Raw genomic sequence first — 12,036 nt, forward strand, 5'->3', positions numbered from 1 at the left:
TTGACAACTAAGATTGACCTTTCTTTTTGTAGACTAGATACCGAGCGCCATAGCCTAGATATCGACGGGTAAGCTCTATCCAAATTTGATTAAAAGAATTTTCGGCTTTGGCAGTTCTGGCAATATCCTGAGCAGTAGCTTTGATATTTCTGTCAATATCAGAAATGATTCTTTGAGCTAAAGAGTTTTCCCCTCTGCCCCATTTTCTATCGCGACCTACTTGATAAAGCAAAAAGTTTTTGATTACTTGTGTGCTTTCAGTTGTGTCAGCAACTCTTACTAAGTTGCGAAATTGTGATTCTTCTAAGTCACCGTAAGAACTTGTATCCTCTAAGGCTGTTTGAATGTCAGTCACTAACTTATCTTCAGCTCGGCGAATGCCTTGCAGAATTTTGAGTTGTTTTTGTGGATCTAGTGATTCGCTCATACTGGCTTGTCTCTAAATATATTATGAAACTGGTTACAAATTTGAATTTGACCGAAACCTTCAGAAGTTCGATCGCCCAATCCCCTCATTTCCAACTCTCCCAACACGTTATCCCATATCTCCCGTTGAGTTGTACTGAACAAATAAACTGAACCTTTGTTAGTTATTAACTCTACATCTTTCATCAATCCCCAAGCCGCATTCCAGCCAGATAGATAATCGTAACTGCTGTACGCTGCTTCCAGTTTCAATGATGAATCTTCAACTTTGGCAAACTGCTGCAACATCTTTTCGGATATTACAGTGGTGCGCCGCCAGTTTTCGGTGAGGATTGCGTCAGATTGCAAGTCAAGGGTGAAAAAAGTGCGATCGCCCGGTAACTCCTGCAACGGAACGCCAAAAATTCCCCATTTCTGCCAACGGTCTTGTATGGAATTAGTAAATTTAGTGATTCTTTGCTGTACATCCATTCTAGCACTAACAGGCTTTTTTGTGTTAATTTCAACTTTTCCTAATCCTCTGGAAGTCGAGCCGCCTAAGCGAAAGTTTTGATTTCGCAGTTGAATGAAATTACCCAAAGATTCTGCTAAATCGTCCTCCACTAAAATTGCACCTCGATAGCAAACAGGCTGCTGTTTCTTCTCCTGAGATTCATTCAAAACTTCAACGCTGTAAAGTATTTCTTCCTCTGATGCAGCCCTGCGACGATTGATACCAACTCTCGTTAACAGGCGTTTGTTAGCACTTAGGCTGTGGTACTTATCTTTGAATTTACAGTAAAAACTAATGCCAGCAGGCTCGACTCTCCCTCCGTCTTTGGGGCAATTCGGATCGTAGGGATATCCATAACCTTCGGCACAAAAGCGATCGATTAAACTATCAAAAACACCATTTTTTTCTGGATCGTCTTCTCTACGCTTGAAACCAGGCTTATTTTTAGAACTTAGTGCGGTAGTAGGTAAAACTCCATTGTCTTCAAATCTTGCTTGAGGGATGATCTTTCCATTAATTACTAATGCTGGATAAGCATTCTGAAAAATTGCTGGATTCTCACTCAAAAATAAACTCTGAAAATCACCGCCATTTTCGGTTAAATTGCTGAATTGATGACCGGATTCGGTTAAAATTTGAGCAGCTACAGCACCCCGAATCACTGTACCGGGAACATAGTCTACAGCTTCGCTAATCGAGCCTCCGGGTTTGTGTCGCGCGATCGCTAAAGGTGATAAAGCCTTAATTTCCAGTTCAATTCGCTGCATTATTCTCTCCTTTTGCTAAAAAATTCCAATCTTCGTCACTCACATCAAATTCAGGTAATTTGTCCCAACTCAGCCATCCCAAACCGACTGATTTACTTCCGCCTAATGCGTGAATGTGTTTGAAAGCGGCTAAAATCAAAGGTTTGGCATAAGTTGGACAATTTGGTAACAGGTGAATTTGACCTTCAAACTTCAGTGAAACATTAGCTGGAGAAGTCTCTAAAAAATAAAGTTTTTTCTCTTCTGCTGTGCGTCTTCGGCGGTTCATTGTGACTCCTGGGCGTATAACTTCAGGTAAGTTATCTGGATCTTCCGTGCAAATTAAGTCGTCAATAATGATGCGCGATGACAACACTGGATCGCCGAAGATTTGGCTAATTAAACAGTGATAAGTATCATCATATCCCGAGACTTTGTATTGGCTGCGTTTGAATTTATCCGGTGCATTGTCTCTCCGAATAACCATCTTACCTGCATTCGGAGATTCGCAAACTTCCCAACCCAAACCTCTAGCAATTTTCTCGCATTCGTGACGGAGGCGGCCTTTAATTTGAGAACCGGGAATTAATAAGTTGCCTTCTGAATTGCGGACGATCGGCTTATCTGCGAGAGAACCGGAGGAACCGCCAGCACCCACACACAAAGCTGTATCAATTACTGCTGTAAGTGTATAGGTTTCAACTAAATTTGAAAGTTCATTGAGAACAATCATGAGTCTACCTCCATATTTGCTAAGTCTTCTAAAATTGGTTCGGAATCTTTTTCAATGAAATCGTAAATATCTACAAGTTCTCGCCAGATGGTTTCATAAACTCCCTCTTTTAAATCGAACATCCAAGGAGCCAAATTTCCCTTATTTTCTTTGTCTTTTGGTTTGCACCAAGCATCTTCAAATTCTGCTTTTAATTCTGCCTTGCCTTGTTTCAGTCTAGTTCGGAAATAGCGGTAATTGAGGATTGTAGTTTGTTTTCCTCGTTCTAGAAAACTACGAATTTGGTAGAGTTGTGATTTGGGAAAATCAGCTTTTTTCAAGACTTTAACAGACTCAATTAATCCGCCTATTTCATGTAAAGTATAAGGTGCAGCGTATAGCTTTAGTTTTGCTCCTCGATCCACAGTTAAACCTTCTTTGCGAAAGCTTTCAATATTGGATGAAATCATGGTAACAGATTTCATTACTAAAAAATCTATGGTTCCTCCCAAATATCCAGCATCTTTCAATATTTTGCCAGTTTTCTTGGCTGACTTGAGGAGCTGATTTGTCAAATTCTGTGCATAATAAATTGGGGTGTCCTCTGCTGTAATTAACACTCCCGCTGACATACTTAACTCGCACTCAGAAGAAATTGCTTTTTCTGGATAATAGCGGTGTGCTGCGTAACTAGGACGGCTATTATCCAGTCTATAACCACCTGTTTGTAGCAATATATTTTCAAATTCTTCGCCGATGGTTTTAGCAATCGCCAAAGCTCGATCGGCTGGCACAATCAACATCACATCATCACCGCCGATCGCCAAAATCTCAAAAGGATGAATCCAGCGCTCGTTGCGGTTCTCATTATCTGGATCGGTTAAATTATTCAATTGATGGGGTTTGAGATGTTGTGCCAATGCTTTGTAAACAGATTGTTCAGTTGCCTTGAAAATATCTTCACTAAATATTTTGTACTCTTGTGGAGTTTTAATTTGCTGAATGTAGCCGCCCATATTATTGCCATCTGCATAAATATACGCGACAAAACCTTTACAATTATTGCCAATTTCTCTGAGCGATCGCGCTTCTTCAGGCTTAGTTTTATCTCGATAATAGTCGGTGGCTAATTGACTATTTTCTGGCTTATTTAAGTAATCTTCAAATTCTGCTACCCAACTTTTAATTCTAATACCAGTCGGCTGCCAATCAAGACCGAGACTTGTAAACCAAGGCGGTAAATTTTCCTGAAATACCTCTCGTTTAGCTATTTGCCCTGCAATCCGCTTGCGCACTAGCGATTCAGATAGCGATGGATTACCGGGAAGACTGCTAATTCTAGCAATCGCCGATCGCCGATCGCTCTCATCTCTCCTCAAATAAGGATGTGTTTCAAACATCGGCGGATATCGACGGCTGGGGCGATTTGGAAAATCATTACCACTTCGGCGCTGATTAAACAAAACGGCTAATTTTGTTGTCAGTTCATTAAAACTTTTGTGATTCTTGAATTTCTGAATTCGTTCTAACTCATTTGCAGGAAATCCGAAGTAAGCTTGAACCAGTTGTTGATTATAATTTTCATGATACCAATCAAGCCAAGGTGTATTTTCTATCCTCTGTTTTAGCAAGCCAAAGCGAATTTCTAAAAGCCTAAATGTCTCTCCAACAGCACAAGAATTCGCCGTTAAAGTCTCGTGAGTATAGCGTTTTTCAATGGCATTAGCTAAGTCATCTACAAATGCAGCCGGACAAAAAGCGAGGATGTTGCCACCCTTGTAGTAGACAAGTAATTCTTTAACCAAAGCTGCTTCTAAATTAGGAAAGTTTTCCTTTAGCCATTGGGAAACTGAAACAGATTTTTGAGGTTCGCCAAAAAAAGCAGGGATATCGACTAAATTAATTCTGTCTAGTAAAGCTGATGCGCCGCGAATATCTGGTAGTTTTGCCGCTTCAAACACATACTGTTTAATTTTAGTTGCACCGCCGTAAACTAAGCCAATTTTAGATTCCCCTAAAATAGGATGTTTTTTTGTCAATTGCTTAAGATCTTCGAGAGTTTCAGGAAACTCAAGTTTTTCTAGTTCCCTGACTTGATCGACAATTTCCTTCACCTCTGCGGGTACTTCCTCCCCATGATGCAAAGCCCGTCGCATTTCCTGCAACACGCTTAAATCAAACTGAGGAAGTCGCCCCTCGCCCCAAGCCAAACACCAGGCTATGGCAATCGTCATCGATTTTTTAGAATCTGTCATCTCATTTAGGTAAGCGAATATAAACAGGTTCGTAGTAAGCACTTTAGTGCTTAACATAATAAGCTTTTGAGGCACTTTAGTGCCTACTACAAACACTAACAAAACCGGACTTGATATAAATGTCTTAACCTCAATGCGTAGTGCTTTATCCTTTATAACCCCAATTGGAAAATGAGGTTTCCAATTGCGAGTATAATCTCTCGCCGACTTAATGCTCTTAAATTTTAACTCCTAACACCGTTGGCGTAGCCTGCGCGAAGCGCATACTCCTAACACCGAACTCAGGTTACAGGTATAAGGGCTATACTAAAACTAGTATCGCTGGGTAAAACTAACAATGTCTATTACGCTCGATCTACCACCAAAAGTTGAGGCGCTGCTGCGACAGCGTGCTGCAAGTACCGGACAAGATATTTCGCAAATGGCGCTAGCACTTCTGACTTTAGGGCTGAGTTTGGACGAGCAAGATTTTTTTGAGGCTTTAAAGGGAATCCAACGGGGGCTTGATGATTTTGATCGAGGACAATTTTCGAGTTTAGAGGAGTTTATTGCCGAACAAAACCAGAAATATGGATTGTCTCTTGAAGTATGACGTACCGCATTGATTTCTCCAGCATTGCGAAAGCTGAATATGAATTTTGAGGGGTGAAACTCCTATTCCTGGTACTTTTAACTAACTGCTATTGAGCTTTTCGCTAATTGCCGTCAAGGTTTCAGACTTATACAGCAAGCCCTAACTAGGCGATCGCAAAATTGATGCTAGATCTGGACTTTTCTATCGTTTCCATCCCCTTTCGGGGAATCGGACTTGGAAAGTCCTAGCGTTGTTCGGGATTGTAACTAGTATCTCGTTTCCAATTGTAGGCTCAAGCAGAGGGTGATTTAAGTGCCTTGCGAAACTCACTCGCTGCTTCCAACCGAGAAGTCTCAGCCATCAAGACGCAGCGGGTGAGTAGCTCAATACTGAGGGTTGCCATTTCGGGTATTTCACTGCGGGTGATTTTGTCATAATGGTTACCACGTAGGCGGTAGAGGCTAAATAAACTGTCTTGCCAAAACCACACTTCCGGCACTCCTAATGCTTGATACCGCTTGAGCTTATTCAAGCCGCCACTGCTGAATACAACTTCGATGACGAGATCCGGGATTGGCTTGGATACCCCAAAACAGTAGGATTCATCAGCTTGGGCAGAGGCTTCTCCTTCTCGCTCTTGTGTCATGCAACCTGTGGGTTCAAATTCAATGGCGTTTTCCAGGCAAAATAATCCAATTAAAAAGCCGATGAGACGACTAAAGACTTCATGTTCGCGTCCCGGCATGATAATTTCAATGGTATTGTCGTAGTAAGCGAGCCGAATCCCCTTTGAGTCAGCAAAAGCAGTCTGAATCAGCTTGAATTGTTGCCAGGTAGTGCCGGAATAGACAAGGCGTTGGTCAGTGGAAGGTGGAGTGAGAAGAGGAGTTTGCGTCATAGTAAGCTGTCACCTGGCGTGGCATCCTATTCTTTATCCTACAACATATTGATATGAAACAGATCCATTTAACCTGGTAGAGCATTCCGCTCACCAGTTTTCTGCTGCGTTTCCATCCCCTTTCGGGGAAGCGGACTTGGAAAGAGTCGGCTGGCGAACGCCTTGAAGAACTCCTTGCCTACAAGTTTCCATCCCCTTTCGGGGAAGCGGACTTGGAAAGTTTGGAGTCTTTAATCATGGCTAAGTTAAATGTTTCGTTTCCATCCCCTTTCGGGGAAGCGGACTTGGAAAGGGTTGTTACGTGGACAACGCCAAGCGCAACGGGCGCAAGTTTCCATCCCCTTTCGGGGAATCGGACTTGGAAAGTAAGAAAAACTTTTCTGCAGAGGAATTGCTGGAAGTTGAAGTTTCCATCCCCTTTCGGGGAAGCGGACTTGGAAAGTTAAGTTGATTGCTCAACCCGCTCCACAAGGAGCGGTTAACGGGTTTCCATCCCCTTTCGGGGAAGCGGACTTGGAAAGGCTATGACTATGATTTCACCCGAGTCGTAGATGTCTCGTTTCCATCCCCTTTCGGGGAAGCGGACTTGGAAAGAGTTCGCTGTGGAACCCTTACCCAGAGCGGATTTCAGACGACGATTCGACACCACTCAAAAGATGAGGCCATTTCCAATCAAAAACTGACGAAAAAACCAATCTCAAACCCTTACTCTGTAAGGCATCGACACCAGTCAACGAAAACAATAGGGTTTCAGCGATTTGGCGAGTGGTGTCGATTTTTTTTTGGCACGGATTTACCCATTCAATTTTCCTGGTTCGGAAAATGCTTTGTCCGTAACACTATAGCAGTTAGCCGTAATTGTCAAGCCTCATGGAGAGGGAAAATGGCGAGATGTCGGGAAATTTAGGTGGAGTCTCTCCCCTCCGAACTCCGAACTCAGGTTAGTTATATAATTTGATAGTCTAGGAACCCCTGCATTTCTAATGAATTTGGATTGGATTACCCCAGCGCAACGTCTTGCTGCATTACCCCCCTATGTATTTGCCCGTTTAGATGAACTAAAAGCCCGCGCCCGGGAACAAGGATTGGATTTAATCGATTTGGGCATGGGTAATCCCGACGGCGCTGCGCCACAACCCGTTATTGAAGCCGCCATTGCCGCCCTACAGAATCCAGCTAACCACGGCTATCCCCCATTTGAAGGGACTGCTAGCTTCCGCCGCGCTATTACTAATTGGTATCGCCGCCGTTATGATGTTGACTTAAATCCAGATAGTGAGGCTTTACCTTTATTAGGATCTAAAGAAGGACTAACTCATTTAGCTTTAGCTTACATTAATCCCGGTGACTTAATTTTAGTCCCTAGTCCCTCCTATCCTCCCCACTTTCGCGGTCCATTAATTGCAGGTGGAGAAATTTATAACCTAATTCTCAAACCGGAAAATGATTGGCTAATCGATTTAACCGCAATTCCTGAAGAAATTGCCCAACGAGCCAAAATTCTCTATTTTAATTATCCCAGCAATCCGACTACCGCAACAGCTCCCCGCGAATTTTTTGAAGAAATTGTGGCTTTTGCCCGTCGCTATTCTATTTTGCTAGTTCACGATTTGTGTTATGCTGAATTAGCTTTTGATGGCTATCAGCCTACTAGTTTGCTAGAAATTCCCGGTGGCAAGGAAATTGGTGTCGAATTCCATACTTTATCGAAAACCTACAATATGGCAGGTTGGCGAGTCGGTTTCGTTGTCGGAAATCGCCATATTATTCAAGGATTGCGTACCTTAAAAACTAATCTGGATTACGGTATTTTTGCTGCATTACAAACAGCCGCTGAAACTGCTTTGCAATTGCCAGATAGCCACCTCAATGAAGTCCAAGGGCGTTATATTCGTCGCCGGGATTTCTTGATTCAGGGATTAGGGGAATTAGGTTGGAATATTCCTAAATCTAAAGCAACTATGTATCTTTGGGTTCCTTGCCCTCCCGGTGAAAGTTCCACAGATTTTGCCTTAAATGTCTTACAAAAAACTGGTGTGGTAGTCACCCCAGGAAACGCCTTTGGCATCGGGGGTGAAGGCTATGTAAGAATAAGTTTAATTGCAGAATGCGATCGCTTGGGTGAAGCCATAAACCGCTTGAAACAAGCTGGTATTCGCTATCAGGGTTAGGGAGTGGGGAGTGGGTTCGACAGTTTTGAGTTTTGAGTTTTGAGTTTTGAGTTTTGAGTTTTAATTGAAAACTGAGAACTCAACACTGAGAACTATTCCGGGGAGTGTAGTATAAAGATTAAGAGTGTGTCAGATGATCGAGCTAAAATCGCTAATTTTTCCAAGTTTAGTAACCCTCGTCAGCTTAATTGTTTATTTTGTCCTGATTATCAATGTGGGCAGGGCTAGGTCAAAGTATAACGTACCTGTACCCCAAACTTCAGGAAATCCAGATTTTGAAAGAGTGTTTCGAGTTCAGCAAAATACTCTAGAACAACTCATTCTATTTCTGCCAAATTTGTGGTTATTCTCTTTATTTATCAGCCCAATTTGGGGTGCGGGAATCGGTACAATCTGGGTGATTGGACGGATTATATACGCTTGGGGTTACTATCAAGCGGCGGAAAAACGAATACTTGGTTTTGCAATCAATAGCCTCTCCACTATGGTACTTATTATAGGTTCCCTAGTCGGGATAATTAAAATATTTGCGACTGGAGTCTAATCTATATAATTATGAGTTTTGTTAGGGAAGCGGGACGAAGTCAGTTTTGGGGAGCATCCCGAGCAAGGAAGAAATGCAGATTGTATTCTTGCTTGGGATGCTCCCCAGTTTTGAGTTTTGAATTAAAACTCAAAACTCAAAACTCAAAATTCAAAACTCTCTTCCCCATTCCCTTTAACTATCAGATTGCGGATTTACTGGAAACTCAGTTATACAATCAATTTGTTGGTCTAAACATATTAGCAGTTTTTTAAGGTTTGCTTCCTCTTCTATAGGGAGATCGTAACGAAAAGAGCGATCGCGCATTTCCTTAAGTTTTCGTCGCAATACGTGAGCTAAATTTAGGGATTCCTGTCCCAGTTTTTCCAACTTTTTTCGCTGGTAAAATTTCAAAGCCGCTCCCCGCAAGACTTGGAGGGTTGCTTCTTCTCCGTGAGAACCCGGCATAACCTGCAAGCGCAGCAGAAGGCATTCATTTTGATACTGTCGCTCAATCTCTACTTTTTGAGGTTTTACGACAGGCTCCAATGGTAAATTAACCAAACGTTTAAGTTCAATAATTAAATCTTGAAATAGCGAAACACTTAAAGTTTCTAATACTGATTGCAATATACCATCTTGACTCCAGAGAATGCGACCACTATCAGGTTGTCGCTCAAAATAAAGCCGACCAATTCCACCCATTAAGACACGACCTAATAACTCTTGTAATAACCGATCGGGGGGTAAAGTAGCAAGAAACTCCATCGGCTCAGAGAGATGAAGGGCTGCCACCTCCAGAGGTAGAGTAGTCTCTCCTAAAGTCGCAGCCATTGATGCCTCTCCATCTTGTGGCTTCTGTGACGAGACTAAGGATAGATCAATCGGCGTGGAAGATACGGCTTTTGATGCTACAGGAGCAGGCGTTTCAGTAGTAGGTGAATCTGATACAGCAGGAGGATCTGAATCTTGTAAAATTAGAGTTGGTTTTTCAGCGGGAGGAACCTGTTTCTTCGGCTTAGATTTTCGCTTCTGAGTGCGTTTGGCGGTTTGAGAATAGTTTAAGTAAGCTGACAGCATCAAGTGATGAGTCTTAGTGGTAATTTGTTCCGTCTTGAGGGAACAGTTGAGGTAAGCCAGAATATTACGGGCATAATCCAGGGAAGAGGAGTCATGAGGATCTACCATACCCAGTTTGAGGTACTTACCTTCCAATGCCAGGGGTAGGAATTGATAGTACAGGCAAGCTTCAAAGGGCAGAATGCCATCAATTAGCCGAAACATTTGCTCTGTATCCATGCCAGATACTTCCGCAGCCTGAGACGGATCGGTAGGCTCTTCGGAATTTTCAGAGGAATCTGGGTGCCTTGGTAACGACGGCATTATAACTTCTCCATCCTGAGAATTGGCTTATCCATTAGCCAGATGAGTGCCATTTTTAAAAAGTTCTAGTTAGGCACTATCATATCAATTTATGGTGACGCATGTAATTCCCTGAGTAAAGATAAATATCTTGATAACTGAAACGCATCTCCTGACACTACTGAAAGCAGATAGATGCAGATGAATAGTCATGGAAAAATAATTTTTAGACCTCGAGCCAAGACAATCTAGACAATGAACAGACTTATAAATAGGGTTTTAATTCAATAAATATTTCGTTAACATTCCTCCAAATTATATTCCTAATCAAGTTATTTTTTTACCTACCCCGATCGTCTCTAGCTGAGGCTTTCAGCTAGAATCATGGCTTAAGAAGAGCCTCGGATTGCTTGAGCGGCTAAATAAAGCTTGCTCCATTCACCGATCGCCTGGTTCATCTTGAAATTAAACTCTTTGGCGATCGCATCCAATCCTTTCCCGCCTTTCAACTGTTCGAGGAAATGGCGTTGCTCTTCTGTTAGGCTGTCACAATAATGTTCCCACTGGCTCGGTGTTAAGCCCAGGTTATGATCGCTCAAGGATGCTTCCAGCCAACTGGCGACTAATTCTGGTTTCGCTTTAATGGCAAATACCTGAATCGCATGGTATTTAATTTTTTCTCGCAGTCGATATACCTTCTGGGTAGGTAAGTTTAAAGCAGTGGCGATTGCTTCAGGAGATTTCCCTTGAAGATAAAGCCGCAACCATTGCGCTGCCTGGGCACCCAAGTTTTCCGCCAGATAAGCTTCAAATTCCCGCCGTACAGACTGGCGCTGCATTTGTTGCTCTTGCCAGGATTGAGATTCTTGATAATCGCTAACCGCTTGGTTGTCCAACAAACTAACAGATGTGTCTGTGTCCTCCGGAGTTACTGACTCGGAAACTAGTCGTATTATCTCCCCTTGGGGTACATTAGTCATCCCTCCCCGTGCCGATCTTTTGAGAAAGTTAACAAATCTATAGACTAGCAGGGGTTGGTTACGGACTGGACGCAAACAATATTCTTCCACTGTAGTCAGCAATAAAGCATCCCGCAGGTGGATATTGTCTGTACATTGGGCAATCCAGGTAATTTGCCTTTGGATATAGCGATCGCTATTTAATAATTCCTGAATCACCTCTTGCAAAACATCCACAACAGCTCGCTGGCGATCGCGGCTCAAAGACACCCAAGTCCGAATCTTATTGCGTAAGGTTACCACAGAAGCTAACCGGGTTGTCAAATTTCGGTACGCTTGCTTAGGCTCCACCCCTAAATAGCGGTGTCGCAAAATCCGGTAGCGATATTCCATCGCTTGGCGCATGACTGCAAGCTGCGCTGGCATTAAGGTGTCAATCTCCTCGCTCTTATCGGTGAGTAACCACCGGGCAATGCTGTTGCAGTTTGCCAGACTTAAGTCTGGGTAGTCATAAGCTATACGATTTCGCCACTCTTGGGCTAGTTGCGCTACCAACTTTTCCATGAGATTGCACTCCTCGAACCCCTGTTTTAAAGCTTGCATGACTTCCCTCTTCTACTGCACTAACGGATTTTGATACCGACTCTTTCCCATTTCAACACTTTTACCTTTAAATATCAGCGATCGCAGTCCCACTTAGCTTTCCCCAACCATCACACTTAAGCTTTGATAGATACCCTCTCTGACTTGAGATCCCGATCTTCTCTTGCATTGTCCTATATCACAAGGCGCTGGGACATGCGCTCACCGATCCAGAGCGTTAAGTTTTGTAAACTAAAAGAGTTGTTGGTTGTTGGTTGTTGGTTGGGAGCATCCCAATGAAGGCAAAGATACTTGTTTTTGCCCCCCTTTTCACC

10 protein-coding genes and 1 CRISPR repeat array are annotated in these 12,036 nt (G+C 42.8%); of the genes, 3 read left to right on the forward strand and 7 right to left on the reverse strand.

What is annotated here, in order from left to right:
• Positions 1 to 7: 7 nt before the first annotated feature.
• Genes NJ959_RS05425 through cas10 form a run of 4 tightly spaced genes read right to left on the reverse strand, consistent with a single transcriptional unit; the run spans position 8 to position 4,632 of the window.
• Positions 8 to 427, reverse strand: coding sequence for a hypothetical protein (locus NJ959_RS05425; protein WP_254010736.1), 420 nt, complete (start codon positions 425 to 427; stop codon positions 8 to 10).
• Complete coding sequence (csx10, locus tag NJ959_RS05430) at positions 424 to 1,686, reverse strand: type III-D CRISPR-associated RAMP protein Csx10 (protein WP_254010737.1); 1,263 nt, start codon at positions 1,684 to 1,686, stop codon at positions 424 to 426. Before csx10 ends, NJ959_RS05425 begins: the two co-directional genes overlap by 4 nt.
• Positions 1,673 to 2,398, reverse strand: coding sequence for an RAMP superfamily CRISPR-associated protein (locus tag NJ959_RS05435; RefSeq protein WP_254010738.1), 726 nt, complete (start codon positions 2,396 to 2,398; stop codon positions 1,673 to 1,675). Before NJ959_RS05435 ends, csx10 begins: the two co-directional genes overlap by 14 nt.
• Complete coding sequence (gene cas10, locus NJ959_RS05440) at positions 2,395 to 4,632, reverse strand: type III-B CRISPR-associated protein Cas10/Cmr2 (RefSeq protein WP_254010739.1); 2,238 nt, start codon at positions 4,630 to 4,632, stop codon at positions 2,395 to 2,397. Before cas10 ends, NJ959_RS05435 begins: the two co-directional genes overlap by 4 nt.
• Positions 4,633 to 4,969: 337 nt before the next feature.
• Between cas10 and NJ959_RS05445 the strand changes: the two genes are divergently transcribed.
• Positions 4,970 to 5,224, forward strand: coding sequence for a hypothetical protein (locus NJ959_RS05445; RefSeq protein ID WP_254010740.1), 255 nt, complete (start codon positions 4,970 to 4,972; stop codon positions 5,222 to 5,224).
• A gap of 274 nt (positions 5,225 to 5,498) precedes the next feature.
• Here NJ959_RS05445 and NJ959_RS05450 read toward each other — a convergent pair whose 3' ends face one another.
• Complete coding sequence (locus NJ959_RS05450) at positions 5,499 to 6,104, reverse strand: Uma2 family endonuclease (RefSeq protein WP_254010741.1); 606 nt, start codon at positions 6,102 to 6,104, stop codon at positions 5,499 to 5,501.
• A 108-nt stretch (positions 6,105 to 6,212) separates the two neighbouring features.
• A CRISPR array of direct repeats spans positions 6,213 to 6,698; the repeat unit is 36 nt; unit sequence GTTTCCATCCCCTTTCGGGGAAGCGGACTTGGAAAG.
• A 389-nt stretch (positions 6,699 to 7,087) separates the two neighbouring features.
• Here NJ959_RS05450 and NJ959_RS05455 point away from each other — a divergent pair.
• A complete protein-coding gene (locus NJ959_RS05455) occupies positions 7,088 to 8,275 on the forward strand; it encodes an aspartate aminotransferase (protein WP_254010742.1) in 1,188 nt (395 codons plus the stop codon).
• 133 nt (positions 8,276 to 8,408) lie between these two features.
• Positions 8,409 to 8,819 (forward strand): MAPEG family protein, encoded by a 411-nt coding sequence (locus NJ959_RS05460; protein WP_254010743.1) that lies wholly within the window; start codon positions 8,409 to 8,411, stop codon positions 8,817 to 8,819.
• Positions 8,820 to 8,993: 174 nt separating this feature from the next.
• Here NJ959_RS05460 and NJ959_RS05465 read toward each other — a convergent pair whose 3' ends face one another.
• Positions 8,994 to 10,181: an ATPase, T2SS/T4P/T4SS family gene (locus NJ959_RS05465; protein WP_254010744.1), complete on the reverse strand. Its 1,188-nt coding sequence runs from the start codon at positions 10,179 to 10,181 to the stop codon at positions 8,994 to 8,996.
• A 368-nt stretch (positions 10,182 to 10,549) separates the two neighbouring features.
• Entirely contained in the window at positions 10,550 to 11,722 is a 1,173-nt protein-coding gene (locus NJ959_RS05470) for a HetZ-related protein 2 (protein ID WP_254010745.1), read from the reverse strand.
• Positions 11,723 to 12,036 lie beyond the last annotated feature (314 nt).

It is taken from the genome of Limnofasciculus baicalensis BBK-W-15 (genome assembly GCF_024178385.1).
Taxonomy (GTDB): Bacteria; Cyanobacteriota; Cyanobacteriia; order Cyanobacteriales; family Coleofasciculaceae; genus Limnofasciculus; species Limnofasciculus baicalensis.

Excerpts from the sequence above, each read along its gene's own strand:
- NJ959_RS05450 (WP_254010741.1), bottom strand. The coding sequence starts at position 6,104 with ATGACGCAAACTCCTCTTCTCACTCCACCTTCCACTGACCAACGCCTT.
- NJ959_RS05465 (WP_254010744.1), bottom strand. The coding sequence starts at position 10,181 with ATGCCGTCGTTACCAAGGCACCCAGATTCCTCTGAAAATTCCGAAGAG.
- NJ959_RS05445 (WP_254010740.1), top strand. The coding sequence starts at position 4,970 with ATGTCTATTACGCTCGATCTACCACCAAAAGTTGAGGCGCTGCTGCGA.
- NJ959_RS05470 (WP_254010745.1), bottom strand. The coding sequence starts at position 11,722 with ATGCAAGCTTTAAAACAGGGGTTCGAGGAGTGCAATCTCATGGAAAAG.
- csx10 (WP_254010737.1), bottom strand. The coding sequence starts at position 1,686 with ATGCAGCGAATTGAACTGGAAATTAAGGCTTTATCACCTTTAGCGATC.
- NJ959_RS05435 (WP_254010738.1), bottom strand. The coding sequence starts at position 2,398 with ATGATTGTTCTCAATGAACTTTCAAATTTAGTTGAAACCTATACACTT.
- NJ959_RS05460 (WP_254010743.1), top strand. The coding sequence starts at position 8,409 with ATGATCGAGCTAAAATCGCTAATTTTTCCAAGTTTAGTAACCCTCGTC.
- NJ959_RS05425 (WP_254010736.1), bottom strand. The coding sequence starts at position 427 with ATGAGCGAATCACTAGATCCACAAAAACAACTCAAAATTCTGCAAGGC.
- NJ959_RS05455 (WP_254010742.1), top strand. The coding sequence starts at position 7,088 with ATGAATTTGGATTGGATTACCCCAGCGCAACGTCTTGCTGCATTACCC.
- cas10 (WP_254010739.1), bottom strand. The coding sequence starts at position 4,632 with ATGACAGATTCTAAAAAATCGATGACGATTGCCATAGCCTGGTGTTTG.